The organism is Ferrimonas futtsuensis DSM 18154 (genome assembly GCF_000422645.1).
GTDB lineage: Bacteria > Pseudomonadota > Gammaproteobacteria > Enterobacterales > Shewanellaceae > Ferrimonas > Ferrimonas futtsuensis.
Genome location: NZ_AUGL01000011.1, coordinates 58045 through 82896, shown reverse-complemented (window position 1 = coordinate 82896; position 24852 = coordinate 58045). Strand labels below are relative to the sequence as shown.

Below are 24852 nucleotides of genomic sequence, written 5' to 3'. Positions count from 1 at the left end.
TTAGACTAGATGGGCATAACCTCCTAACAATGACTACAAAGAGATTATGCCTATGACCCTGGCCACCGATTTTCTCCACGCCCTGCCCAAAGTCGAACTCCATATGCACATCGAAGGCTCTCTCGAGCCGGAGCTGATGTTTCGGCTGGCACAACGCAACAACATCACCCTGCCCTACGATTCCGTGGATGCCCTGCGCCAGGCGTACGACTTCAGCAACCTGCAGTCCTTCCTGGACCTTTATTATCAGGGCGCCAATGTCCTGCAGACGGAGCAGGACTTTTTTGACCTCACCTGGGCCTACCTGCAGCGCTGCCACGAACAGAACGTCGAACACGTCGAAATCTTCTTCGACCCCCAGACCCACACCGACCGCGGCATCCCCTTCGAAACGGTGATCAACGGACTGACCCAAGCCCTGGCGCAGGGAGAACAGCAGTTGGGCATCAGCCACGGCCTGATTCTCTGCTTCCTGCGTCACCTCAGCGAGGAGTCCGCCCTGGAGACCCTTGAGCAGGCCAAGCCTTTCAGGGAGAAGATCCTTGGCATCGGCCTGGATTCCTCCGAACTGGGTCATCCACCGGAGAAGTTCCAGCGGGCCTTTGCCGCCGCCCAGGCTCAGGGGTACAAGCTGGTGGCCCACGCCGGCGAAGAGGGTCCGGCGGAGTACATCTGGCAGGCCTTGGATCTGCTCAAGGTGCAGCGCATCGACCATGGGGTGGCCTGCCTGCAGGATCCCGAGCTGGTGGCCCACCTGGCGGAGCATCAGATCCCGCTGACGGTGTGTCCCAACTCCAACGTCCGCCTGCGGGTGTTCGACACCATGGCGGACCATAACCTGAAAACCCTGCTGGACAAGGATCTGAAAGTAACGCTGAACTCGGACGATCCTGCGTATTTTGGTGGCTATATGCTGGAAAATTACGTGAACGTGCAAGAGGCGCTGAATCTGAGCAAAGAGCAGTGGCTGAAGTTGAGTGCCAACGCCATCGACGCCAGCTTTGCCTCGGATGCTCGCAAGGCCCAGCTCTACCAGCAGCTGATGGAGCTGTTCTGATCTTCAGCCGGTAAAAAGCCCAGCCAATCGGCTGGGCTTTTTTGTATCAGGCGCTGCGGCCGCGGTAGGCCGCCAGCATCCAGCTCTCCTTCTCCTGCTGGGACAGGTAGTCGCTCATCAGTGAGGCAGTGCCTTCATCCCCCAACTCACCGGCAGACTCCAGGATGGCACGCTGCTTGGCGATCAACACCATGTAGCCGTCCAGCAACAGGTCAATGCCTTCACTGCCGCTGCTCACCTGCACCGCCTCGCGGATCTCGCTGTGCTGCAGGTAATCGGAAAACGCGTGCAGCGGCTGATGCCCCAGTGTCAGCACCCGCTCGGCGATCTCATCCACCTTCTCCAGCAGAACGTTGTAGATCTCCTCAAACTTGGTGTGCAGCTCGAAGAAATCGGCCCCCTTGATGTTCCAGTGAAAACCGCGGACGTTCATGTACAGAATCTGGTAGTTGGCCAGCAAGTCATTCAGTTGACCGGCCAGTTGCTCGGCACCCTGGCTGTTCAGCCCAATCAGGTTGGTGTTGTTCATGGCTATCCCCTTATCTCAATTTCGGGCCACCCTGTGTGGCGATTGAGTCTAGAATAGCCCCAGTCTTGAATCTGATAAAGCGAGCAATAGGCATTGCCGCAATCTACTTTATGAATCACCAGGAGTGTCGGCGGTGAGAGTGCGGCATCGCTGGGTGATCTCCGACCGGCAGGAGCCGCAACCGGTGCCGGCACCACAAGCGTTGGCCACCTCATCGGCGCTGGTGGCACCGGCAAGAATCACTTCGTCCACATCCTGCTGCGTCAATCGCAGGCAACAGCAGAGCAGAGTCGGAGGGGTTGGCTGAGTCATCTCAATCTTCACCTTTTCAATAGGATGGCCGCGCCAAAACAGGGCACTGTGCGCCAGTGCCGCGCAGTATAGCAGCCGACCACCTTGATTCTGCTCAGACCAAAATCTCAGCTTTTTCTACTTAAGACTCTGATTAAAAACCAAATACTTAATTAGACTTTGATGTTTCAATGACCCGGCCCCCTTCTTGCTCTGTCATGTCAGGGTCATGACGACCCGTTATCGTGACGGGAAGCAAAGGAGGTGCTTATGAGCCGTGATTGCCCAGACTGGCAGGATATCTGTGCCCTGTCGGAACTCATTCCGGGAGAGGGGGTGTGTGCCCTGGTGCAGGATCAGCAACTGGCACTGTTTCTGTTGCGTTCAGGCCAGCTGTTTGCTCTGGACAATCACGATCCCCTGGGCAAAGCCAACTCGATTTTTCGCGCCCGGGTCGATGAAGAGTCCCGCACCCTGGCCCTGGAGGCCGCTGGCCAGCCGCGGCGCTACTGTCTGCACAGCGGTCGCAACCTGGAGCAGCGGGAGATCTCCCTGGCCACCTTTCCGGTGAGGGTGAGGAACAATCGGGTGCAACTGGCACTGGAATAAAAAAAGAGGGCCATCAGGCCCTCGAGGAAATCGATAAGATAAGGTCGTGAAACTGGAGACTCTGGTCCTTGGTGCTGTGGGCCATTGACTACAGCATAACCAGCCCCTTCGATGTCGTATAACGCACTCTTACTATTGCACTAATCGACTTTGCCGCTTTGAATCCCGCTCCGGCTTTTCCTGTGCTTCTGTCGATGCTGCCAGGCTGAAACTCAGGCAAAAAAAGAGGGCCAACAGGCCCTCAACAAAAACGATATGAGATGATGATGAAACTCGGTACTCTGGGCCTTGGTGCTGTGGGCCATTGGTTACAGACTACCCAGTCTCACCCTCTTGGTATAACGGAGTGTGGCTATCGCCCTAATCGACTTTGTCGTTTTGAACGCCAGTTGGTGATTTCGCCAGGCGCTCAGGATGGGCGCAGATCACACTTCTTCCTGCCACAGGGTCTCACCGGCCACCCAGGTGCGGCTCACCCGCATCCCCGGTCCCAACAACGCCATATTGGCCAATGCGCCGGGTTTGAGGTGCCCCAGCACCTCCTCCATACCCAGGGCCCTGGCCGGGTTGGCCGACGCCATGCGCAGTGCCTGACCCGGGGCCACACCCAGGCCATCGATGGCGTTGAGCACCGCCTGGTTCATATCCAGCACCGAGCCCGCCAGCTGGCCATCGGGTCCCTCCAGCCGACACTGGTGACGGGTGACCTGACGCCCCACCAGCTCAAAGCTCTGCTGATCACTGCCCACCGGTGGCATGGCATCGGTGACCAGCATCAGGTTGTCCTGTCCCTTGCACTTCAGCGCCAGACGGGCCGCCCGGTAATCCATATGGTGACCGTCGAGGATGATCCCCGCCATGCTGTACTCATCCAGCAGAGCACTGCCGACCATACCCGGCGCCCGGGACGCCAGGGGCGACATGGCATTAAACAGGTGGGTAAACCCGACGGCCCCTGCGGCCAGGGCAGCGTCCACCTCATCGGCGCTGGCGTTGGAGTGGCCCAGGAAGACGATCATCCCCAGAGAGACCAGGGTGCGGATCTCCGCCTCCGACACCACATCCGGCGCCAGGGTGATCATCTTGACCCCCAGATCGTCCCGGGCATAGAGCTGCCACTCCGCCTCGCTGATGGGGCGCATATGCTCGGCGTTATGCACACCACCCTTGGCCGGTGCCAGGTGGGGTCCCTCGAAGTGGATGCCCAGAACCCCATAGGGTGAGTTCTGCCTCGCCCGGGCCACCGCGTCCGCGGCCCGGGTCATATTGGCCAGATCATCGGTGATCACCGTCGGCAGCATCGCCGTGGTGCCAAACTGGCCGTGAGCCTTGAGCACGGTCAGCACCTGATCGGCGTCGACCGCATTGTTGATCAGCACACCGCCGCCCCCGTTGACCTGCAGATCCACAAAGCCCGGCGCCAGGATGCCCACCAGCTTCTCATCCCAGCGATTGCGCTCCTTGTCGATGCTGGCCACCCGGCCGTTCTCCACCGTGAGTACCACGTTCTTAAACATCTGCTGGCCATCGAACAGCTGACTGACCAGGTAGCGTTTACTCATTACTCTCCCTCCTTCAGGGGCATAAGGCCGGGTGCCGGAGCCAGGCCCAGCAGCACTCTGGCCAACGAATCGTAACTCGCCCCCCGTCCGGGGCGATCCAGGTGATAGGCAAAGCTGGCCAGACCCCAGTGACACCAGGGACTGACCAGTGAAAATTCGTAAGGGGCGCGCAGGCTCAGGTGAATCACCGAGCGACCGGACGCCTTGGCTTGCTTCAGCAGAGGCACCAGTCGCTCAGGCTGATGGGCCTGGATCAGCGCCTGCTCGTCCAGGGCAGACACATCCTCCATCCCTCCCAACTCGGCGGCGCTCTGGCGGGGGGAGATAAAGCCACTGATCACCAGATCGGCCTGCGCCATCGCCTGGTGCAGTTCCGCCTCTGGCTGAAGCAGGCTGGCGCAACGTATCTCGAGCTCAGGCTTGAGCTCCTTGAGAGCGGCCGCCAGGGCGTTGGCCTTTTCCAGATCGGGCAGCATCAACAGCCAGTGTCGATGTGCAGTGGCAGGCCGAGGCAGGGTGTTGGGGCACAGCTGGGTAACAGCCGCGGTCGCCAGCTTGCGCTCCAGGGAGCGGTGAGCGTCACAGCCCAGGACCTCGGGGGAGGGCAGCAGATCAGGCGCCAGCCGCCGCTTGAGGTCGGCGATCCTCGTCAGAGAGTCCTGCCACTCCCCGGGGTCCAGCTTCCCGGCGGCCAGCGCTTCGGCCACCGCATCGATGAGTTCATCCAGCTTGACCAGGTCCGCCTCACAGCGGATTCGCACCGGCATCAGGGCGATATCCACCCCGGCAGCAAAGCTGTGGATCACCGCCTGGGTCAGGGAGAGCCAGCCGCTGATGCCCGCCATATCCAGAGCATCGGTGATCACCACCCCCTGATAGCCCAGCTGCTGCCTCAGTAGGCCGGTAATGATCTTGCGGGACAGTGTGGCCGGCACCAGATGCGCCAACCCGTCCCGACCGATCAGGGTCGTGTCATCCAGGGCGGGATACTGAATGTGGGCGGTCATCACCATGTCCGGCTGGATCTGCTGCAGGATGGCCCGGTAGGGGGCCAGCTCCATGCCGTCGAGGTGGGAACGGTCATACTCCACTCTGGGCAGACCGGTATGACTGTCACTGTGAGTATCCCCATGGCCGGGGAAGTGCTTGAGGGTTGAGAGGATACCCGCGGAGGCAAACCCCTGGACCTGGGCCAGCCCCAGTCGCGCCACCAATTGAGGATGGTCACCGTAGGCACGCACGTTGATCACCGGATTGTCCGGGTTATTGTTCACATCGATGCAGGGCGCGTGATTGACATTGATGCCCAGGGCCAACAGCTCCCTGCCCATGGCGACGGCCACCTCGTTGGCCAGCTCCGGATGGACGGAAGACGCCGCCCCCAGGGCCATGTTGCCGGCAAAGGCGGTGGTGTGCGCCTTGGGGGTTCGACACACCCGTCCCCCCTCTTGATCCACCGAGATCAGCAGCGGAGCGCCCAGGGAAGAGCGCGCCGCCGCCCACTGAAGCGCTGAGGTCAAGGTGCGAATCTGCTCCGGACTCTCCAGGTTCTCCGAGAACAGAATCACCCCACCCAATCCACAGCGGGCAATCCAGTCAGCCACCGCCCCGGGCAGCCGGGTCATGGGCGTGCGCGCCGTGGGCGAATCGCCAAAATAGCGCAGGTCGATCATCAACTTCTGGGCGATCTGTTGTTTCAGGTTCATCACGAGGTGGTCGGCTCCAATTATTGAGCTAGAGTCACACCGGCACTGGTGCCGATCAAGAGGAAATGGCCACGGCCATGGATGCGCTCCCGTTTTCCTGCCCCAAACGGGTGATTTATCCACCCATTCATGGTAATTTACGCCGCCTCAGAATCAGGTGGCCGGCCCTTGCTTCTTGCCGCCACTGTCACTAGAACTTAGACACCGGTTTCCCCCGACCCTGCTCTGCAGAGGCGGCGGCCCGGTTTTAACTTTTTTTCAGGGTGGAATCAGCCATGGCCCGTCGTGGAAACCTCTTCATTGTATCGGCCCCCAGTGGGGCAGGTAAGTCGTCGCTCATCGGCGCCCTGCTCAAGGACAAGCCTGCGGATATGCAGGTGTCGGTCTCTCACACCACCCGAGCCCCCCGTCCCGGCGAAAGCGACGGCGTGCATTACCACTTCGTCGAGAAAGAGGCCTTCAAGACGCTGATCGATCAGGGCGCTTTCTTTGAGTGGGCCGAAGTGTTCGGCAACTACTACGGCACCTCCCGCGTCACCATCGAGCAGACCCTCGATAATGGGATCGACGTCTTCCTGGACATCGACTGGCAGGGTGCCCGTCAGGTGAAAGCCCTGATGCCCGAAGCGATTGGCATCTTTATCCTGCCCCCCTCCCGGGAGGAGCTGGAGCGTCGGCTCAACAGCCGCGGCCAGGACAGCGCCGACACCATCGCCGCCCGCATGGCGGATGCGGTGGATGAGATGAGTCATTATGATGAGTATGACTACCTGATCGTCAACGAAGATTTCGACACGGCACTGGCGGATCTCACTGCCATTGTTTTGGCCAACCGACTGCATCTGGCTGGGCAAAAATCTGTCCACGGTGATATGCTAGATGATCTGTTGGCAGGCTAGTCAACTTCATGTACACTTTTGCGTCATTTTTTTAAGCTCAAACACAGGAGTTCCTTTTCATGGCACGCGTAACTGTTGAAGACGCCGTAGATAAGATTGGCAACCGTTTTGACCTGATCCTGGTCGCCTCTCGCCGTGCGCGTCAGCTGTCTGTAAACGGCAAGGAACCGCTGGTCGAGGAGCAGAACGATAAGCCCACCGTCATCGCCCTGCGCGAAATCGAAGCGGGTCTGATCGATGCCAAGACTCTGGATGAGCAAGAGCTGCAAGCTCAGCGCGAGCAGGAAGCGGCCGAGCTGGCTGCGGTAGCTGCCATCGCTGAAGGACGCACTCTGTAATTCCAGCACCGGGGGTCGTCGTTGTATCTGTTTGAAAGCCTGAGGGAACTGGTATCCAGCTATCTGGATCCTGAGCAGGTCGAGAATCTCACTCGAGCGTACATCACCGCCAGAGATGCCCATGATGGGCAGACCCGATCCAGCGGCGAGCCCTACATCACCCACCCGGTTGCGGTCACCCGCATCCTGGCGGAGATGCGTCTCGACTACGAGACCCTGGCCGCCGCCCTGATGCACGATGTCATCGAGGACACCGAGCTCACCAAAGAGGACCTGGCCGAACAGTTCGGTCCCTCTGTGGCCGAGCTGGTGGAGGGCGTCTCCAAGCTCGACAAGCTTAAGTTCCGCGATAAGAAGGAAGCCCAGGCGGAAAACTTCCGCAAGATGGTCCTGGCCATGGTGCAGGACATTCGGGTGATCCTGATTAAACTCGCCGACCGCACCCACAACATGCGTACCCTGGGCTCACTGCGCCCGGACAAGCGCCGCCGCATCGCCAGGGAAACCCTGGAGATCTACGCCCCCATCGCCAACCGTCTCGGCATCCACAACATCAAGAATGAGCTCGAGGACCTGGGTTTCTCGGCGCTCTACCCCATGCGCCACCGGGTGCTGCGGGACACCTTGCAGGCCGCCAGCGGTAACCGCAAGGCGATCATGAACTCCATCCGCGAAGCGATCATCGGTCGCCTGGATGACGTCACCATCGACGGTGACGTATCCGGCCGGGAGAAGAACCTCTACTCCATCTACAACAAGATGGTGAACAAGGAGCTTCAGTTTCAGGAGGTGATGGACATCTACGCCTTCCGGGTGATCGTCAAGGACATCGACACCTGTTACCGGGTGCTCGGTGCCATGCACACCCTGTATAAGCCCCGCCTGGATCGCTTCAAGGATTACATCGCTATCCCCAAGGCCAACGGCTACCAGAGTCTGCACACCTCCCTCTATGGCCCCCATGGGGTGCCGGTTGAGGTGCAGATCCGCACCGAAGACATGGATCAGATGGCCGATAAGGGTGTGGCGGCCCACTGGCTCTACAAGGGCAACGCCGAGGCCAACGCCACCACCGCCCAGGTCCGGGCACGAAAGTGGATGCAAAGTCTGCTCGAATTGCAGCAGAGTGCCGGCAACTCCTTCGAATTCATCGAAAACGTCAAAACCGATCTCTTCCCCGATGAGATCTACGTTTTCACCCCCACCGGCAAGATTCTGGAGCTGCCTCTGGGCGCCACGCCGGTGGATTTTGCCTATGCGGTGCACACCGATGTGGGCAATGGTGCCGTCGGCGCCAAGGTCAATCGCCATGCCTACCCCCTGAGCCAGCCGCTGAAATCTGGCCAGACCGTGGAGATCATCACCGCCCCGGGCGCCCGTCCCAACGCCGCCTGGCTCAACTTCGTGGTGACCGCCAAGGCCAGGGCCAAGATCCGTCACGTGCTGAAGAACCTGCAGGACAGGGACGCCACCGCTCTGGGTAAGCGGTTGCTGAACCACGCCCTGGGAGACATGACCCTGGAGGATATCTCCGCCGAGCGCATCGAGCAGGTGGTGGCCGAATACCGTCACAGCGACTTCAATGGTCTGCTGGCGGACATCGGCCTGGGCAACGCCATGAGCCTGGTGGTCGCCCAGAAGCTCAAGGGAGAGTTGGAGTCCACCGAAGGCCGTGACAAGCTGCCGATTCGTGGCGCCGAAGGCGTGCTGCTCTCCTTCGCCAAGTGCTGTCGGCCCATTCCCGGCGACGACATCGTCGCCCACGTCAGCCCGGGCAAGGGGCTGGTGGTGCACAGAGACAACTGCCGCAACATCCACCGCGCCCGAGAGGTGGAAGCGGAGAAGTTCCTCAATGTGGAGTGGGATCAGGACAACCGGGAGGAGTACGTCACCGGCCTGAGGATGGACATCATCAACCATCAGGGGATCCTGGCCAAACTCACCTCCATCATTGCGGCCTGCGACGCAAATATTCATAATCTCAACACCGAGGAGAAAGAGGGGCGGGTCTACACCATCACCCTGACGCTCACGGTGAAGAACCGGGTACACCTGGCCAATGTGATGCGCAAGCTGCGCGTTCAGCCGGAAGTACTGAAAGTCGCGCGAAACCGTAACTGATAAACTCTGTGGGGACACCATGACCGACAAGCTCGTTATTGCCACCGACAACGCTCCCGCCGCCATCGGCACCTACTCCCAGGCGATCCGTACCGGGGACACCGTCTACATCTCCGGCCAGATCCCTCTGGTTCCCGAGACCATGGAGATGGTGGGTGACGACTTCGACTCTCAGGTCGTTCAGGTGTTCAACAACCTGAAAGCGGTCTGCGAAGCCGCCGGTGGTGACCTGCAAAAGCTGGTGAAACTGAACATCTACATGCTGGACCTGGCCAACTTCGCCAAGGTCAACGAGGTGATGGGTCAGTACATCCAACAACCTTACCCCGCCCGAGCCGCCATCGGCGTCAAGGAGCTGCCCAAGGGCTCCCTGGTGGAGATGGATGCGGTGATGGTGCTCTGACGCAGACCCATACACACCTATACTTTCGGGGGCGCATGGGCGCCCCCGGCTTCGTTTCTAACCTTAAGGAATCCCCATGAGCCCCGAACGCTTAGCCCGAATCAACGCCATGCTGGACAAACGCCAGCCGGACCTGACCATCTGCATGGAGGAGGTCCACAAGCCGCACAACCTGGCGGCCATGGTGCGCACGGCAGACGCCGTCGGGGTTCATCAGGTGCACGCCATCTGGCCGGATCAGAAAACCAAGCTCTCCGGCGGCACCGCCACCGGCAGCCAGAACTGGGTCAGCCTGAAGTCCCACGCGTCGATCACCGACGCCATCCTGGCGCTGCGCGAGCAGGGGATGCAGATCATCGCCACCAACCTCTCCGATACCGCTGTGGATTTTCGCGAGATCGACTACACCAAGCCCACCGCCATCCTGATGGGACAGGAGAAGTTTGGCATCACCCAGGAAGCCCTGGCCCTGGCGGATCAGGATGTGATCATCCCCATGGTGGGCATGGTGCAATCCCTGAACGTGTCCGTGGCCACCGCCCTGATGCTTTACGAAGCCCAGCGCCAGCGTCAGGAGGCGGGCATGTACGACGCGCGCACCCTGGACAACAGTGAGTGCCAGCGTCTGCTGTTCGAAGGGGGGCACCCGATCTTCGCCAAGATCTGCCGCCAGAAGGGGATCCCCTATCCCCGTGTCGATGAAGAGGGCCAGATCGACGCCCCCGATGAGTGGTGGCAGAAGATTCAGATGACCAAGGACTCCTGGGAGCACCTGGACGACTGATTTCGCCGATTCCGGGGCGCAGCCAGCGCCCTTCGGCCCTGCCTTCTTCAATCCGCACTCTTCCCAAGCTTTCACCCGCCACCCTGCTCATTTTTTACCCGATCAGGGCGCCGGCCGCGACTTCCTCTCACTGGTGCGGTGAAACAGCAAAAAACAGGGTTACCCACGGGCTACTGCCACAGCACCAAACGAACTCTCTGTATATTCGGCCCTTTATCGACAGAGATCACACAAATTCAGACTATCGCGACACCTTCACAGGTCGCATCCGCCCACAAAGGCGCAGAGATCACACAAAGGGTGCTTTAAAATTGACCGTTTCCTGCTATTTTCAAGTGGTTAGACCGGTTTTTCGTATTCCGGCGGGAGAGCGGAATCCATAATCCCCACCAGGCGCGTGGCACAAAAAATACAGAAGAGGGACATCTGATGGCTGAAAGTTTCAAGACTCCGGTAGAACTGCTGGATGAATGGGCCAGGGTACAGGGCGACCAGATCTATCTGCGTCAGCCCAAGCAGCGGAAACTGCACGACTACTCCTGGTGCCAGGTTCACCAGATGGCCCACCGTCTGGCCGGTGCCCTGTACAAGCTGGGCTTCGAGAAGGGAGACAAGATCGCCATCCTCTCAAAGAACTGCGCCGAATGGTTTATCACCGACCTGGCCCTGATGGTGGGTGGCTTCATCAGCGTCCCCATCTACCCCACCGCCAATGTGGACACCATCAGCTACGTGCTCGATCACTCCGGAGCCAAAGGCATTCTGGTGGGCAAACTGGATGACGGTCCCGAGCAGGAGCCCGCCATCCCCGCTCACATCATCCGTATGGGGATGGGCTACGAAGGGATCACCACCCAGTACCACTGGCAGCAGTTGCTGGAGATGGCCGATCCGGTGGAGACCCACTACCCGGACGCCGATGAGGTGATGACCCTCATCTACACCTCAGGCTCCACCGGCAACCCCAAGGGGGCGGTGATGACCTTTGGTGCCTTCAGCTGGGCCGCCGATCGCCTCACCAAGCACCTGGGCGGCACGCCGAAGGACAGGGTCATCTCCTACCTGCCCCTGGCCCACATCACCGAGCGCGCCTACATCTTTGGCAGCTCCATCGCCGGTGGCGGTACCGTCTATTTCGCCGAGAGCCTGGACACCTTCGTGGAGGATGTGCAGGTGGCCAACCCCGACTTCTTCCTGTCGGTTCCCAGACTCTGGACCCTGTTCCAGAAGAACATCATCGCCAAGGTGGGGGAGAGTAAACTCAACCTGTTACTGAGCATCCCCATCCTCAACGCCTTTATTGCCCGCAAGATCCGCAAGCAACTGGGGCTCAACAATGCCCGCATCCTCGGCTGTGGATCGGCACCGGTTTCTCCGGCTCTGCTGCACTGGTACCGCCGTATCGGCATGGACATCACCGAGGCCTGGGGCATGACCGAAAACGCCGCCTACGCCACCCTCAATTTCCCCTATCGCGCCGACAAGATCGGCAGTGTCGGCGCGCCCGGCATCGATTGTGAGGTGAAGATCGGCGACGACCATGAGCTGCTGTTCAAGAGCCCGGGCCTGTTCCGGGAATATTACAAGCAACCGGAAGCCACTGCCGAAGCCTTTGATGAAGATGGCTATTTCCGTACCGGAGACCAGGCAGAGCTGGACGACGACGGGTACGTCACCATCACCGGCCGGGTGAAGGACAACTTCAAGACCGCCAAGGGCAAATTTGTGGCCCCGGTGCCCTTGGAGCGCAAACTGGCTCAGGAGAGCCGCATCGAGTTGCTGTGTGTCATCGGTTCCGGCCAGCCCTATCCGGTTGCCCTGGTGCAGCTCTCGGAAGCGGCTCGCGCTGAAACCCGCACCGAGGTGGAGATCGCCCTGCGCAGCGTCTGCCGTCAGGTCAGCGGCACCATGGAAAGCCACTCCACCCTGGGCGGGATCCTGGTGGTGGACGAACCCTGGACAGTGGAGAACGACGTCCTCACCCCCACCCTGAAGATCAAACGCCACGTACTGGAGAGGCGCTACGGCCCGATGATCGGCCACATGCGTGACGACATGGTGGTGTGGGAAGACCAGCTCTCCAAGGCCGCCAAGGCCAGCTAGCAAGCACCGCACCACTCGGGGGCCCATGGGGCCCCGAACCATAAGGGGCTGATTCCCGTAGGCAGGACTGCTATTATCTGATCATATTTACAGTAGTTGTGGACAACAGAGTGACGGATCTGGCGGCTCTGCCCATCACCTCCCTCAAGGGTGTCGGCAGCAAAGTAGCAGAGAAATTGGCCAAAATTGGCATCGAATCGGTTCAGGATCTGCTGTTCCACCTGCCCCTGCGCTACGAAGACCGCACCCGGCTGTGGGCCATCGCCGAGCTGATGCCCGGCATCCACGGCACCGTCGAAGGGGAGATCCTCTCCAGCAAGGTGACCTATGGCCGCAAGCGGATGATGACCGTCAAGATGATGGACGCCAGCGGCAGCCTCACCCTGAGGTTCTTCAACTTCGCCATGGCCCAGAAAAACACCCTGCAAACCGGTAAGCGTATCCGCGCCTTCGGCGAGATCCGTCGTGGCCTCCACGGGCTGGAGATCATCCATCCGGAATACAGCCTGCCCGGTGAAGGCAATGGCCTGGAGCTGGAGGAGCGCCTCACCCCCATCTACCCCACCACCGAGGGACTGAAACAGCTGAGCCTGCGCAAGCTGGCGGAGCAGGCGGTGGACAAGCTGCTCAATGCCAGGGTCCCCGAGCTGCTGCCTGACGGACTCTACGACCAGCAGATGAGCATGGAGCAGGCCCTGGAGTATGTGCACCGGCCTCCGGCGGAGGCCGACGTCGAGTTGCTGGCCGAGGGGCAACACCCCACCCAGCAGCGCCTGGCCATGGAGGAGCTGCTGGCGCAGAACCTCTCCATGTTGCAGCTGCGTCAGAGTGCCGACGAGCACAGCGCCCTGCCCCTGAGCGTGGACGCCGCCCTGGAGAACGACTTCCTGGCCCGGCTCCCCTTCGACCCCACCAACGCCCAGAAGCGGGTAGTGACGGAGATCCGGGCCGACCTGGCCGCCAGCCAGCCGATGATGCGCCTGGTGCAGGGAGACGTAGGCTCAGGCAAAACCCTGGTGGCTGCCCTGGCGGCACTGACCGCCCTGAGCCAGGGACGTCAGGTGGCCCTGATGGCCCCCACGGAACTGCTGGCGGAACAGCACGCCCTGGCCTTTGCCAGCTGGATGGAACCCCTGGGGTATCCGGTGGCCTGGCTGGCCGGTAAGCTCAAAGGCAAGGCCCGGGAGCAGACCCTGGCTCACGTGGCCGACGGCACCGCCAAGATGATTGTCGGCACCCACGCCATCTTCCAGGATCAGGTTAGCTTCGATCATCTGGCACTGATCATCATCGATGAGCAACACCGATTCGGGGTGCATCAGCGACTGGAGTTGAGGGAAAAGGGGCTCAAAGAGGGCAACTACCCCCATCAACTGATCATGACCGCCACCCCCATTCCCCGAACCCTGGCGATGACCGCCTATGCGGATCTGGATACCTCCATCATCGACGAACTGCCTCCTGGCCGTACACCGGTCACCACGGTGGCCATCGGCGACAACCGCCGCCACGAGGTGGTGGAGCGGGTGCGACAGGCCTGCAAAGAGCAGGGCCGGCAAGCCTATTGGGTCTGTACCCTTATCGATGAATCCGAGGTGCTTCAATGCCAGGCGGCGGAGGACACCGCCGTGGAATTAGGGGAACAACTGTCTGATTTGCGGGTCGGATTGGTACATGGCCGAATGAAACCTGCAGAAAAGCAGCAGGTGATGGAACGGTTCAAGGCGGGCGACCTGGATCTGCTGGTGGCCACCACGGTGATCGAGGTTGGGGTCGATGTCCCCAACGCCAGCCTGATGATCATAGAAAACCCGGAGCGACTGGGTCTGGCCCAGTTGCATCAGCTCAGAGGCCGGGTCGGCCGCGGCAGCACCGCCAGTCATTGTGTGCTGCTCTACCATCCGCCCCTGTCCAAGACAGCCCAGGCCCGCATCGGTGTCCTGCGCGAAAGCAACGACGGCTTCGTCATCGCCCAGCGGGATCTGGAGATTCGCGGGCCCGGCGAAGTACTGGGCACCAAGCAGACCGGCCTGGCGGATCTGAAGATAGCCGACCTGGTTCGGGATGGCGCCCTCATCCCCCAGGTGAAGCGATTGGCGGAACACCTGATGCGGAATCACCCCCAAAGTGTGCAGCCGCTTATAGACAGGTGGTTAAAAGGGCGAGAGATTTACAGCCAAGCCTAGACAGCCCGGGCTAATTTTGCACAATGAAAGTTCGGGTCGGCACAGGAGTAGAGAGACCAGATGAATTCCAACGAACGCGATACCTCCAGTTCCAGCAACAATACCCTCATGATGGGGACCGTGGCGCTGGTGATCCTGCTCAGCGTCGGAGCCTGGGTCTATCTGGCCGGCGAGCCGGAAACGCCCCAGGTCACCGCCGACCCCATTGAGCCGGTGATTGAACCTGCGGTGGAGGTCCCTGCCGAACCCCTGCCCACCGAACCCGTGGTGGAGCCCGAGCCGGAGCCAGAGCCATTGGTCGAGCCCGAGCCCGTTGTGGAACCCGAACCCCAGCCTGAGCCCGAACCCGAAATCGTGCTGCCCAGCCTGGGCGAATCCGATGATTTCGCCAAGGGTGAGCTGAACAAGCTGGCCGATGGCATGCAACTGGGCCAGTTTCTGGTCTCCGACAGCCTGGTCCGTCGCTTCGTCAGCCTGGTGGACAACCTGGCCGAAGGCAACGTGCTGCGCACCCAGGGCCCGTTCAAGAAGCTCACCGAAGAGTTCAAAGCGGTGGACGTGAATGGCCAGCTCTACCTGGACCCCGACGGCTTCCACCGTTTCGATGCCTACACCAGTTTCCTCTACCGCCTGGATGAACAGGCACTGCGCGACAGCTACCTGCTGATGGAGCCCCTGTTCGAGCAGGCCTACGCCGAGCTCGGATACAGTGACGGCTTCCGCGACCGGATGATGGACGCCGTCAACCTGATGCTGGCCGCCCCGGAGATGGACACCGCCATCGCCCTGGAAAGCCACTCGGTGAACTACACCTTCCAGGATGAGCAGTTGGAGGCGATGAGCGATGCCGAGAAACTGATGCTGCGCATGGGGCCGGAAAACGCTGGCAAGCTCAAGTCCACCCTACGCCGCTTCAAAGCCGCCATGAACGACTGAGTGCCCGCAAAAAGACAAAGCCCCGCACTGCGGGGCTTTGCTGTTTCTGAGGCCGGGAGGGAGTCTGGCCATCACGCCTTGGGCGGCAATACCGCAAACAGCGCTTCCAGGGTCAGTCCGTCCGCCAGCTCAATGGTCAGAGGCACCTTGGCATTGCGCCCCTGCGCCAGGCGCGACAGATCCAGCTCCTGTGCCTGAACCCAGGCATGGGGGGTGTGGCGCACCGGCTTGCTGTATTTGACCTCGGCCCTGGCCAGGACAATCTCCCCCTCCACACCTTTAAGCTGCAACTCCAGCCAGACCCGGCCCCAACCGGTCAGTGTCGCCTGGGTATAGCCGGCGCCGGCAAACAGAGTGCCATGCAGGTTACAACCACGCTCGAAGCTGGCCCGGGTCTCAAACCTCTGGCCGTCGAAGCTCAGCCCCTCCACCCGCATAAACTCGGACACCGGGATGGTCTGATGCCAGGTCTGGGTCAGTCGGGCAACCGCCCCCGGCAAGAGCCTGGCCATGCGCCTGTGGCCTATGGTGCCAAACAGGGTCTGCCCCGGCCCCAGATCCCGGTACTCCCTGGCCAGGTAAAAACCGGTCTGGTCCTCCCTGGACTGTAACTCCAGGGCTTCCATGCCCGTCTCATCTGCCGCCTGCTCCAGAGCCGTCAACAGCCGGGCCCCCAATCCCTGCCCCTGGAGCTCGGGTTCCACCGCCAGATAACGGATCTGCCCTCGTAACGGGGTCAGGCGATGCAGGCGCCCCGTGGCCACCACCCTGCCCAAATCATCCACCAGAACGCGGTGTATCGCCTCGGCCTCCAATTCATCCCGCTCACTGCCCCTGGGCTGTCCCCAGGGGGCTCTGAGCAATCGGTATCTCAACTCGAATGCCTGTGACAATTGGTCTGGGGTGGGGGCAAGCAGCTTCATCGGGGGCCATAACCTGTTTCAGAGCAAATTAGCGGTGAGAATATCACAGTTAAACTGGACACCCTGACCCGACCAAGGCATCTTGAGCGAACCGCGGATTCAAGCCTGTGCCGCGGTGGTCGATATAACTAATAATCTGCCGTCTGTTGGAATTTGTGGGATGACTCAAGAGAACAATCGCCAGGAGTTTCTGGTATTCACCCTGGGCCCTAAGCGCGCCTTTGCTATCACGACCCTGAAAGTGAGGGAGATTGTTACCACCCGTCAGTTCAACCAGATTCCGGGAAGCCATCCCTGCGTCGTGGGCACCATGCCCCTTCGGGGCCACACCCTGACGGTGATCGATCTGGCCAGCGCCATCGGCATGCGGCCCGATGACTGCAAACAGGTGGTGGTCTGTGAGGTGCAGGGCAAGTTCTTCGGCCTGCTGGTGACCGGCATCGACACCATCCACTACTGCAACAGCGACGATGTGGCGGCCATGCCAACCAAGCTGGGGGAGTCCAGCTACAGCTCCGGCGTAATTCGTCGTGAACACGACCTGGTGCAGGTACTGGACCTGGAGCGCATCCTCAACGAGACCGTGGGCCTCAATGCCAACAAGCAGGTGGACGATCTCATCCTGACCCCTGAGACCCTGGCCGAGATCCGCGGCCAGCGCATCCTCATCTGCGACGACTCCCGCTTCGCCCGCCGTCAGTTGGCCATGGTGCTGGAGCAGCATGGCATCGACTACCACAGCGCCCCCAATGGCCGAGCCGCCCTGGAGACGCTGCAACACCAGGCCAATGTGGGCCAGCCGATTCAGATCCTGGTGTCCGACATCGAGATGCCAGAGCTGGATGGCTATCAACTGGCCACCACGGTACGCGGTGAAGAGTGTCTCAAGGAAACCTACATCATCCTGCACACCTCGCTGAACAGCGACGTGTGCCGCCGCTACACCGAAAACAGCGGTGCCAACGAAGGTCTGTGCAAGTTCGACCCGGAAGCGCTGCTGTCGGCCATCGCCCGGGGTGCCAACCACGACTGAGCCGGATCAGCACACACTAAAACGCCGCGGAGTCCGCGGCGTTTTTCGTTTCAGCCCACTGTCGACACGGCACTACACCTGCAAATGGAAAGTCACCGGCCCGTCGTTGGTCAGCGACACCTGCATATCGGCGGCAAACTCCCCGGTCTCCACGGCCATGCCGGTACTGCGACAGTAGGCGACAAACGCCTCATACAGCGATTCGGCCTGATCCGGCTTGCCGGCACCAGAAAAGCTGGGTCGCAGCCCTTTGCCGGTGTCCGCCGCCAGGGTGAACTGGCTCACCACCAGCAGCTTGCCTTGGGCCTGGCGGACATTCAGGTTCATCTTGCCCTCATCGTCACTGAAGATGCGGTATTTCATCACCTTGTCCGCCAGCTTGCGCATCCGCTCGCCATCATCCTGTTGTTCCACCCCCAGGAGCACCAGCAACCCCCGGTCTATCTGGCCGGTGATGCGCCCCTCAACTTCCACCTTGGCGGTGGAGACCCGCTGCACTAATGCGATCATCTGTTACCTCGTCTAAAACCAATTGCACCAGGTACAAAGCGCATCAGTGTGGCGAAGAGCGCCCCTCAACTCAAGAGGCACTGTCGGGACCTTAGAGGTCGCCCAGCTTCACCTCTTTGGCCATGGGCTGGGCCTGAGGGAACTGCTGACGCACCAGAGCCAGTCCCTGATTGGTCCAGGCCATGAAGCGGGTCAGTTCCAGCAAACTGATCTCATCCACGAAGGTGGCGGAACCGCGTACCTCGATGGCCCGCCCCTCCTGACGGACAATGAACTTGGCAAAGTCCAGTTGCTGATTCAGCTTGCCGATCACCAGCAACAGCTCCGGTGTCTGAGCCAGATCGGGGTGCAGCAGGTAATACTTGGTGATCACCACCCGGTCCAGGCTGTCAGGCAACATTCTGGGCTGCAGCATGAAGTGGCTGCCATCATACTCCACCAGCAACCGGTCAGCGGCCGCTCGCTTCACCTGGTAGGCCTCCGCCTGCAGTGCTTCCAGCAGCGTCTCGGTGGCCTGCTCATTGGTTTTGCCGCTCAAGTCGATGCGGTCCTGAGACTGACCGGTAGCCGCACAGCCAGTCATCAGCATCAGGATCACCATTGCCATCCAGTGTTTCATCATTTCACGTCCTTTTGTGGTTCGGTCACGGCAAAAAACTCAGGCAGGGAGGCGGTGACCTCGGCTCCCAGCAGGAGGATCATCCAGGAAAGATAGACCCAGACGAAAAGAATCGGGATAACGGCCAGCGCACCATAGATCGCCTCATAAGAGGGGAAGGTGGTGATGTACCAGGCGAAGCCTTTCTTACCCGCCTCAAACAGCAGGGCCGCCACCACCGCGCCGGTCAGGGCATGGTGAAAGCGCACCTGGGCATTGGGCACCAGGGAGTAGATCAGCACAAAGGCCAGCACCGACAGCAGGAAGGGCAACTTGGCCATAAAAAAGGGCACCATCCCGGACAACCCGACATCGGAGAGCAGTTTCAGGGAAACCAGGTAGGAGGTCATGGCGATACTGGCCCCCATCAGGATCGGCCCCAGAGTCAGGATCATCCAGTACATGGAGAAGGAGTAAACCCAGCGACGCCGCTGCTGAATTCGCCAGATCTGGTTCAGTGCCTTATCGATGGCGGAGATCAGAGCCAGGGCCACCACCGCCAGGAACACCACCCCCACGGCGGTCATCTTGGAGGCATTGGCAACAAACTCGGTCAGGTACTGTTGCACCACACCACTGGCCGTGGGAACGAAGTTGGTGTAGACAAACTGCTCCACCTGCTCCTTCACCCCGACAAAGCCGGGAAACGCCGAAAAAATGGACAGCACCACCGCCATCATGGGCACCAGAGAGAGCAGAGTCATGTAGGCCAGGTAGCCGGATGTCACCTGCAGGCGATTCTCCATGCTGCGCCGAAACAGAAAGTGGAAATAGGCGGGGATCCGCCGCCAGGGGAAGCTTTGCCACTGCAACCGCGCCCGGGTGATGATGTTCATAGTAATCCTGTTTTTGTACCACCACTCGAACGAGGCCCCGATTCCTTCGCGGTGACGCCTACATTCAGTGGCAGTGAGACGTTCTGAATGGAGCAAATAATTAATGCACTTAGTATTATCTCCATAAATGGATCATAACACCGGGAGCAAACCTGTACAGGGTTGCGTCAGTTGACCCGGCAGAATCCCCACCCTATAGTGCGCCACTCTTACACCCGGAGACCGTCAGGCCCATGCCCAACCCCAGCGCACCCCATGAGAACCTCAGCGTCTACTACGCCCTGATGTCGGCCCTGGGTTTCGCCCTGATGTCCGCCTGCGTCAAGCTGTCCAGCGCCCGGGGCATTCCCGTGCTGGAGATCGTGGCCGCCCGGGCCCTGGTCTCGGTGCTGCTGAGCTACCTGGATATCCGTCGTAAGGGGCTGGCACCTCTGGGCAACAACAAGCCCTTGCTGCTGGCCCGTGGCGCCACCGGTACCCTGGCGCTGATCTGTGTCTACTACGCCGTCACCACCCTGCCTCTGGCGGAAGCCACCCTGCTGCAATACCTGCATCCGGTCTTCACCGCCCTGCTGGCTTTCCACTTCCTCGGGGAGCGGATCCATCGCTTTACCCTGGTCTGCATCGCCCTCTCTCTGGCCGGCCTCAGCGCCATGATGGTGCCGGTGTGGTCCACCACCGGCAGCCCTCTGCCCCTGCTGAGCATCGCCGCCGGATTGATGGGCGCCTGCGGCAGTGCCATTGCCTACATTCTGGTGAAAAAACTGAGCAAGACCGAGGACAGTTCGGTGATCATCCTCTACTTCCCGATGCTGGCCCTGCCCCTGTCGCTGGTGTTGCTGGGTGACAATCTGGTGCTCCCGGACTGGCAGACCCTGGGGCTGTTGCTGTTGGTCGGCGTCTTTACCCAGGTGGGCCAGGTGGGGCTGACCAAGGCGCTGCAGGGTGAAGTGGCCAACCGGGTGGTGGCTTACTCCTATGTGCAGATCCTGTTCTCCATCGCCCTGGGCTGGCTGGTCTTCGCAGAAATTCCCACCCAATGGACCCTGATCGGGGGAGGATTGATCCTCGGCGGCGCCCTGTTCAATCTCCTGGGACGCACTCGCTAACACTCTCGCCTTGCTCCAGGTTGCTTCGGTGTTAACATAACTGTCTAAATTACTGAGTTATCAGCACCCTCAGGACGAGGGAAGCAAGGAGGTTTGTATGTCCCGACAGGGTTCCGCCGGCAATGTCATCGCCGCCATCTGCAGTTTCTTCATTCCCGGCCTGGGTCAGCTGGTGCAGGGACGGATACTGCCGGCGCTGCTGTTTTTCGTCTTTATCAGCTCAGGCTACTTCTTCTACTTTTTGATCGTGCCCGCGGTGATTGCCGCCGTGCTGCACCTGTGGTGCATCATCGACGCCGCCCGCTACCGCAGTTAAGGAGCTTCCATGCGTTTTCTTATCCTTGCCCTGGCCCTGATGCTCAGTGGCTGCCAATCCGCCTATTACGCCGCCGCGGAGCAGGTGGGTTACCACAAGCGTGAAATCCTCACCGATCGGGTAGAGAGCGCTCAGGAGAGCCAGAAAGAGGCCCAGGAGCAGTTCAGTTCGGCCCTGGAACAGCTGAAGACCCTGGTGGACTTCGAGGGAGGCGACCTGGAAGCCGTGTACGACCAGGTGCGTGGCGAATACGAGGCCTCGGAGAAAGCCGCCAACGAGGTGTCTGAACGCATCGACGCCATTGATCATGTGGCCGGCGCCATGTTCGACGAATGGCAGGATGAGCTGGAGCAGTACCAGTCATCCTCCCTGCGCCGTAACAGCGAGAAGCAACTGCGCTCCACCCAGCGCCAGTACGACAAGATGCTCAGCAGCATGCGCCGTGCCGAAACCAAGATGGAACCGGTGCTGGCCAGGCTGAAGGACAACGAACTCTATCTGAAGCACAACCTGAACGCCCGGGCCGTCATCGCCATCGGCAATGAGTTCGGCGACCTCAAGCAGGAGATTCAGTCCCTTATAACCGAGATGAATCGTGCCATTGCGGAATCTGATCAGTTCATTCAGACCCTGGGACAATAAAGATTTGGTTTCCACGCCAAACTGTTAAATGGGTCTAAAATCCACAAATCAGCCCCTGCTTTAGCGGGCAAGGGCTGAGATACTTATGGCCATCTGAATCCATATGGATGGCCCATGTCCTTTCTCGAGTCCCTTCTTTTGCTCACAGGCTGCACCGTGGCCCTGGGCATACTCATTACCCTGAGTCGCACACTCGGGGCGGTCACCACTGTGCTGACCGCGGGACTGGGACTGCTGATGGCCAGGGATGCTCTGCTGCTGCTGGCAGCGCTGTGCTTCCTGATGACCCTGGGCGCCGGCCGCCAGCTGATGCCCAACCGGCGGCCCTCCCGAACCCTGGATCATTTCGACCGTTTGCGGCAATTGACCCAGAATGCCTTTGCCGTGGCCATGGTGGTGATCGCCGTCCAATACGGACTGTACGCCATGCAGATGGAGGCAGGCAGCGTCTGGCTGACCCGCCCCAGTGTGGTGGACATCTACCTGCCGGTCACCGCTGGCATCTCATTACGAGCCTGGATTGAACAAGGCGTACTGGACCACCAGCACCCCGCAGCCCTGGTGATGTTCCTGGCACTGATGGCCTCGGCACTGGTGACCAAGCGCGCTTTCTGCAGCTGGATCTGCGCCGTCGGTTTTATCTCCGAGCTGATCTATCGCCGCGGTCACAAAGCGGTCAAGCCCAGCATTCGGGTACCCAACTGGCTCGACAGCGGCCTGAGAATGACCAAATACGGCGTGCTCATCTGGCTGCTGACTCTGGTCCTGGAGATCCCCTCAGTCGAACTGGCCTCCTACCTGGACAGCGACAAGCACCTGATGGCCGACCTTTCCATGTGGAAGCAGTTCACCCACCCCAATGTGGTGATGATGGTGCTGCTGACCATGTTGCTGCTGCTGTCCATGGTGAAGCGTAACGCCTTCTGTCGTTACTTCTGCCCCTATGGCGCCCTGATGGGCTCCCTGTCCCTGCTGAGTCCCTTCAAGATTCGTCGGGACCGCGCCACCTGTCTGAGGGAGAGTGAGGGTAAGGATTGCAGTAAGTGTCACCAGGCCTGCCCCTCCCAGATCCCGGTGCACCGACTGGACACCGTGAATGTGGATGAGTGCCACGCCTGCCACCGCTGTGCCCAGGCCTGCCCACAGAAGGGCGCCCTGACCCTGTCACTGCCTGGTCGCTACCTGCCACTGAAACCCTCGGTGATCCTGTTCATGCTGCTGATGTTTGTCGCCGTGGTGCCACTGCTCAGCTACCTCAGCGGCTACTGGCAGAGCAGCACACCGGAGCAGATCCGCCAGTCCATTCTGCCCCAGCTGGAGACCCTGACCCTGCTGCCTCAGGCGGAGTAATCTCGGGCAAATACCGACCAATAAAAAAGGGCCGCTTCTGCGGCCCTTTCTGATTCCTTAAGCGGAATTACTTCTTCGCTTCCCGGGAAGCGCGCTTACGATCAGACTCGGTCAGCAGCTTCTTGCGGATGCGGATGCTCTCTGGGGTCACTTCCACCAGCTCATCATTATCGATGAACTCCAGAGCCTGCTCCAGGGTCATCTTGATGGGCGGAGTCAGAACCTGAGCATCGTCGGTACCGGAGGCACGAACGTTGGTCAGCTGCTTGCCCTTGAGCACGTTTACGGTCAGATCATTGTCACGGCTGTGGATGCCCACCACCATGCCTTCATACACCTCAACACCGTGACCGATCATCAGACGGCCGCGCTCCTGCAGGTTGAACAGGGCGTTGGTCAGGGCCTTACCGGTGGCGTTGGCGATCAGTACGCCGTTGATGCGCTGACCGATCTCGCCGCCCTTGTGAGGGCCGTACTTGAAGAAGGTGTGGTAGATCAGGCCGGTACCAGAGGTCAGAGTCATAAACTCGGTCTGGAAACCGATGAGGCCGCGGGAGGGCATGATGAAGTCCATGCGGATGCGACCCTTGCCATCCGGGGCCATGTCGGTCAGCTCAGCCTTACGCAGACCCAGCTTCTCCATGATGCTGCCCTGGTGCTCCTCTTCTACGTCCACGGTTACGGTCTCGTAGGGTTCTTCCAGCACACCGTCAACGGTACGCAGGATCACCTCGGGGCGGGATACCGCCAGCTCGTAACCTTCACGGCGCATGTTCTCAATCAGAACGCCCAGGTGCAGTTCACCACGGCCGGACACGCGGAACTTGTCCGGATCATCGGTCTCTTCCACGCGCAGGGCCACGTTGTGCACCAGCTCTTTCTGCAAACGCTCCAGAATATTCCGGGAGGTCACAAACTTGCCTTCCTGACCGGAGAATGGAGAGGTGTTTACCTGGAAGGTCATGGTCACGGTGGGCTCATCCACGGACAGAGCAGGCAGCGCCTCAACCTCGGAGGGGCAACACACGGTGTCGGAGATCTTCAGTTCACCCAGGCCGGAGATGGCGATGATGTCGCCCGCCTGAGCTTCTTCAACTTCGTGACGCTCCAGGCCCAGGTAACCCAGCACCTGGCCCACTTTGCCGTTACGGATGGTGCCGTTGGCGCAGTTGATGGTCACCTGCTGACCCACTTTCACCTTACCGCGGCTCACACGGCCCACGCCGATTACGCCCACGTAGGAGCTGTAGTCCAGCTGGGAAATCTGCATCTGGAAAGGACCGTCGACGTCGCCCTGGGGCGCTTCCACCTGCTCGACAATAGTCTCAAACAGGGGAGTCATGTCGGTACCGGTCTCGTCGGCATCGTTGGACGCCCAGCCGTTCAGGGCGGAGGCGTACACCACCTGGAAGTCCAGCTGTTCGTCGGTGGCTCCCAGGTTGTCAAACAGGTCGAAGACCTGGTCCATCACCCAATCGGGGCGGGCACCGGGCTTGTCGATCTTGTTGATCACCACGATGGGCTTCAGGCCCTGGGCGAAGGCTTTCTGAGTTACGAAGCGGGTCTGGGGCATAGGGCCCTCTTGGGCGTCCACCAGCAGCAGTACGCTGTCCACCATGGACATTACCCGCTCTACCTCACCACCGAAATCGGCGTGTCCGGGAGTGTCCACGATGTTGATGCGGTAGTCGTTCCACTTGATGGCAGTGTTCTTAGCCAGAATGGTGATACCGCGTTCTTTTTCCAGATCGTTGGAGTCCATCACCCGCTCATCCAGCTCGGTGCGGCTCTCCAGGGTTCCGGACTGCTGCAGCAGCTTGTCCACCAGGGTGGTCTTACCGTGGTCAACGTGCGCAATGATCGCAATATTTCTTAATTTATCCAGCACTGTTCTGCCTGGCTCCATATTAGGTTGCATCAAAAAGGCGGCCATTCTACTCTGTCATCACGC

At 60.4% G+C, this 24852-nt stretch carries 24 protein-coding genes; 15 read left to right on the top strand and 9 right to left on the bottom strand.

The features are described from left to right. Positions 1–52 precede the first annotated feature (52 nt). Positions 53–1057: an adenosine deaminase gene (locus G505_RS0109475; RefSeq protein ID WP_028109335.1), complete on the top strand. Its 1005-nt coding sequence runs from the start codon at positions 53–55 to the stop codon at positions 1055–1057. A 46-nt stretch (positions 1058–1103) separates the two neighbouring features. Here the strand turns inward: G505_RS0109475 and G505_RS0109470 are convergent, their stop codons facing one another. Then, positions 1104–1586: a Dps family protein gene (locus tag G505_RS0109470; protein ID WP_028109334.1), complete on the bottom strand. Its 483-nt coding sequence runs from the start codon at positions 1584–1586 to the stop codon at positions 1104–1106. Between the two features lie 108 nt (positions 1587–1694). Then, on the bottom strand, positions 1695–1898 hold the full coding sequence (locus G505_RS0109465) for a (2Fe-2S)-binding protein (protein ID WP_035385263.1): 204 nt from the start codon (positions 1896–1898) through the stop codon (positions 1695–1697). Positions 1899–2147: 249 nt separating this feature from the next. Here G505_RS0109465 and G505_RS0109460 point away from each other — a divergent pair, with 249 nt between their 5' ends. Then, positions 2148–2486: a nitrite reductase (NAD(P)H) small subunit gene (locus G505_RS0109460; RefSeq protein ID WP_035385262.1), complete on the top strand. Its 339-nt coding sequence runs from the start codon at positions 2148–2150 to the stop codon at positions 2484–2486. Between the two features lie 425 nt (positions 2487–2911). Here the strand turns inward: G505_RS0109460 and nagA are convergent, their stop codons facing one another. Both nagA and G505_RS0109450 read right to left on the bottom strand, forming a co-directional pair. Then, positions 2912–4048 (bottom strand): N-acetylglucosamine-6-phosphate deacetylase, encoded by a 1137-nt coding sequence (gene nagA, locus G505_RS0109455; protein WP_028109331.1) that lies wholly within the window; start codon positions 4046–4048, stop codon positions 2912–2914. Beyond that, a complete protein-coding gene (locus G505_RS0109450) occupies positions 4048–5754 on the bottom strand; it encodes a glycoside hydrolase family 3 protein (RefSeq protein WP_051216038.1) in 1707 nt (568 codons plus the stop codon). The genes nagA and G505_RS0109450 overlap by 1 nt, the downstream gene beginning before the upstream one ends. 275 nt (positions 5755–6029) lie before the next feature. Between G505_RS0109450 and gmk the strand changes: the two genes are divergently transcribed. From gmk to G505_RS0109410, 8 genes are all read left to right on the top strand, one after another. Further along, positions 6030–6653 carry a guanylate kinase gene (gene gmk, locus G505_RS0109445; protein WP_028109329.1) on the top strand — a complete coding sequence of 208 codons (624 nt, stop codon included), beginning with the start codon at positions 6030–6032 and terminating at the stop codon, positions 6651–6653. Positions 6654–6712: 59 nt separating this feature from the next. Next, on the top strand, positions 6713–6991 hold the full coding sequence (rpoZ, locus tag G505_RS0109440; RefSeq protein ID WP_028109328.1) for a DNA-directed RNA polymerase subunit omega: 279 nt from the start codon (positions 6713–6715) through the stop codon (positions 6989–6991). A gap of 21 nt (positions 6992–7012) precedes the next feature. Then, positions 7013–9112, top strand: coding sequence for a bifunctional GTP diphosphokinase/guanosine-3',5'-bis pyrophosphate 3'-pyrophosphohydrolase (gene spoT / locus G505_RS0109435; protein WP_028109327.1), 2100 nt, complete (start codon positions 7013–7015; stop codon positions 9110–9112). 19 nt (positions 9113–9131) lie between these two features. Further along, on the top strand, positions 9132–9515 hold the full coding sequence (locus tag G505_RS0109430; protein WP_028109326.1) for a RidA family protein: 384 nt from the start codon (positions 9132–9134) through the stop codon (positions 9513–9515). A gap of 76 nt (positions 9516–9591) precedes the next feature. Continuing rightward, on the top strand, positions 9592–10299 hold the full coding sequence (gene trmH / locus G505_RS0109425) for a tRNA (guanosine(18)-2'-O)-methyltransferase TrmH (RefSeq protein WP_028109325.1): 708 nt from the start codon (positions 9592–9594) through the stop codon (positions 10297–10299). 429 nt (positions 10300–10728) lie between these two features. Continuing rightward, positions 10729–12402, top strand: coding sequence for an AMP-binding protein (locus G505_RS0109420; RefSeq protein WP_028109324.1), 1674 nt, complete (start codon positions 10729–10731; stop codon positions 12400–12402). A gap of 110 nt (positions 12403–12512) precedes the next feature. Continuing rightward, positions 12513–14588: an ATP-dependent DNA helicase RecG gene (recG, locus tag G505_RS0109415; protein ID WP_211219959.1), complete on the top strand. Its 2076-nt coding sequence runs from the start codon at positions 12513–12515 to the stop codon at positions 14586–14588. A 60-nt stretch (positions 14589–14648) separates the two neighbouring features. Then, positions 14649–15524 carry a DUF3014 domain-containing protein gene (locus G505_RS0109410; RefSeq protein WP_028109322.1) on the top strand — a complete coding sequence of 292 codons (876 nt, stop codon included), beginning with the start codon at positions 14649–14651 and terminating at the stop codon, positions 15522–15524. Positions 15525–15595: 71 nt separating this feature from the next. Here G505_RS0109410 and G505_RS0109405 read toward each other — a convergent pair whose 3' ends face one another. After that, positions 15596–16447, bottom strand: a complete 852-nt coding sequence (locus tag G505_RS0109405; protein WP_028109321.1) for a bifunctional GNAT family N-acetyltransferase/hotdog fold thioesterase — start codon at positions 16445–16447, stop codon at positions 15596–15598. Positions 16448–16607: 160 nt separating this feature from the next. Between G505_RS0109405 and G505_RS0109400 the strand changes: the two genes are divergently transcribed. Further along, positions 16608–17480 carry a chemotaxis protein gene (locus G505_RS0109400; protein WP_028109320.1) on the top strand — a complete coding sequence of 291 codons (873 nt, stop codon included), beginning with the start codon at positions 16608–16610 and terminating at the stop codon, positions 17478–17480. Between the two features lie 72 nt (positions 17481–17552). On the opposite strand, the gene dtd is transcribed toward G505_RS0109400, so the two are convergent. From dtd to G505_RS0109385, 3 genes are all read right to left on the bottom strand, one after another. Further along, a complete protein-coding gene (dtd, locus tag G505_RS0109395) occupies positions 17553–17990 on the bottom strand; it encodes a D-aminoacyl-tRNA deacylase (RefSeq protein WP_028109319.1) in 438 nt (145 codons plus the stop codon). Between the two features lie 91 nt (positions 17991–18081). Continuing rightward, positions 18082–18612: a YbjN domain-containing protein gene (locus G505_RS21175; protein ID WP_051216036.1), complete on the bottom strand. Its 531-nt coding sequence runs from the start codon at positions 18610–18612 to the stop codon at positions 18082–18084. Further along, on the bottom strand, positions 18609–19484 hold the full coding sequence (locus G505_RS0109385) for a virulence factor BrkB family protein (protein ID WP_084643933.1): 876 nt from the start codon (positions 19482–19484) through the stop codon (positions 18609–18611). The genes G505_RS21175 and G505_RS0109385 overlap by 4 nt, the downstream gene beginning before the upstream one ends. Positions 19485–19717: 233 nt before the next feature. Here G505_RS0109385 and G505_RS0109380 point away from each other — a divergent pair, with 233 nt between their 5' ends. From G505_RS0109380 to G505_RS21170, 4 genes are all read left to right on the top strand, one after another. Further along, positions 19718–20593, top strand: a complete 876-nt coding sequence (locus G505_RS0109380; RefSeq protein ID WP_028109317.1) for a DMT family transporter — start codon at positions 19718–19720, stop codon at positions 20591–20593. A gap of 97 nt (positions 20594–20690) precedes the next feature. After that, positions 20691–20909 (top strand): hypothetical protein, encoded by a 219-nt coding sequence (locus G505_RS0109375; RefSeq protein WP_028109316.1) that lies wholly within the window; start codon positions 20691–20693, stop codon positions 20907–20909. 9 nt (positions 20910–20918) lie between these two features. Further along, a complete protein-coding gene (locus G505_RS0109370) occupies positions 20919–21551 on the top strand; it encodes a DUF2959 domain-containing protein (protein WP_028109315.1) in 633 nt (210 codons plus the stop codon). A 114-nt stretch (positions 21552–21665) separates the two neighbouring features. Further along, positions 21666–22901: a 4Fe-4S binding protein gene (locus G505_RS21170; protein WP_051216035.1), complete on the top strand. Its 1236-nt coding sequence runs from the start codon at positions 21666–21668 to the stop codon at positions 22899–22901. 67 nt (positions 22902–22968) lie between these two features. On the opposite strand, the gene typA is transcribed toward G505_RS21170, so the two are convergent. Next, a complete protein-coding gene (gene typA / locus G505_RS0109360) occupies positions 22969–24807 on the bottom strand; it encodes a translational GTPase TypA (protein WP_035385281.1) in 1839 nt (612 codons plus the stop codon). Positions 24808–24852 lie beyond the last annotated feature (45 nt).

Bases quoted from the DNA above. Each gene is read 5' to 3' on its own strand.
- G505_RS0109375 (WP_028109316.1), top strand. From the start codon at position 20,691: ATGTCCCGACAGGGTTCCGCCGGCAATGTCATCGCCGCCATCTGCAGT.
- G505_RS0109430 (WP_028109326.1), top strand. From the start codon at position 9,132: ATGACCGACAAGCTCGTTATTGCCACCGACAACGCTCCCGCCGCCATC.
- G505_RS21170 (WP_051216035.1), top strand. From the start codon at position 21,666: ATGTCCTTTCTCGAGTCCCTTCTTTTGCTCACAGGCTGCACCGTGGCC.
- nagA (WP_028109331.1), bottom strand. From the start codon at position 4,048: ATGAGTAAACGCTACCTGGTCAGTCAGCTGTTCGATGGCCAGCAGATG.
- G505_RS0109460 (WP_035385262.1), top strand. From the start codon at position 2,148: ATGAGCCGTGATTGCCCAGACTGGCAGGATATCTGTGCCCTGTCGGAA.
- trmH (WP_028109325.1), top strand. From the start codon at position 9,592: ATGAGCCCCGAACGCTTAGCCCGAATCAACGCCATGCTGGACAAACGC.
- G505_RS0109450 (WP_051216038.1), bottom strand. From the start codon at position 5,754: ATGAACCTGAAACAACAGATCGCCCAGAAGTTGATGATCGACCTGCGC.
- G505_RS0109370 (WP_028109315.1), top strand. From the start codon at position 20,919: ATGCGTTTTCTTATCCTTGCCCTGGCCCTGATGCTCAGTGGCTGCCAA.
- dtd (WP_028109319.1), bottom strand. From the start codon at position 17,990: ATGATCGCATTAGTGCAGCGGGTCTCCACCGCCAAGGTGGAAGTTGAG.
- gmk (WP_028109329.1), top strand. From the start codon at position 6,030: ATGGCCCGTCGTGGAAACCTCTTCATTGTATCGGCCCCCAGTGGGGCA.
- G505_RS0109385 (WP_084643933.1), bottom strand. From the start codon at position 19,484: ATGAACATCATCACCCGGGCGCGGTTGCAGTGGCAAAGCTTCCCCTGG.
- G505_RS0109475 (WP_028109335.1), top strand. From the start codon at position 53: ATGACCCTGGCCACCGATTTTCTCCACGCCCTGCCCAAAGTCGAACTC.
- G505_RS0109465 (WP_035385263.1), bottom strand. From the start codon at position 1,898: ATGACTCAGCCAACCCCTCCGACTCTGCTCTGCTGTTGCCTGCGATTG.
- G505_RS0109405 (WP_028109321.1), bottom strand. From the start codon at position 16,447: ATGAAGCTGCTTGCCCCCACCCCAGACCAATTGTCACAGGCATTCGAG.
- G505_RS21175 (WP_051216036.1), bottom strand. From the start codon at position 18,612: ATGATGAAACACTGGATGGCAATGGTGATCCTGATGCTGATGACTGGC.
- G505_RS0109400 (WP_028109320.1), top strand. From the start codon at position 16,608: ATGACTCAAGAGAACAATCGCCAGGAGTTTCTGGTATTCACCCTGGGC.
- rpoZ (WP_028109328.1), top strand. From the start codon at position 6,713: ATGGCACGCGTAACTGTTGAAGACGCCGTAGATAAGATTGGCAACCGT.
- G505_RS0109380 (WP_028109317.1), top strand. From the start codon at position 19,718: ATGCCCAACCCCAGCGCACCCCATGAGAACCTCAGCGTCTACTACGCC.
- G505_RS0109420 (WP_028109324.1), top strand. From the start codon at position 10,729: ATGGCTGAAAGTTTCAAGACTCCGGTAGAACTGCTGGATGAATGGGCC.
- typA (WP_035385281.1), bottom strand. From the start codon at position 24,807: ATGGAGCCAGGCAGAACAGTGCTGGATAAATTAAGAAATATTGCGATC.
- G505_RS0109410 (WP_028109322.1), top strand. From the start codon at position 14,649: ATGAATTCCAACGAACGCGATACCTCCAGTTCCAGCAACAATACCCTC.
- G505_RS0109470 (WP_028109334.1), bottom strand. From the start codon at position 1,586: ATGAACAACACCAACCTGATTGGGCTGAACAGCCAGGGTGCCGAGCAA.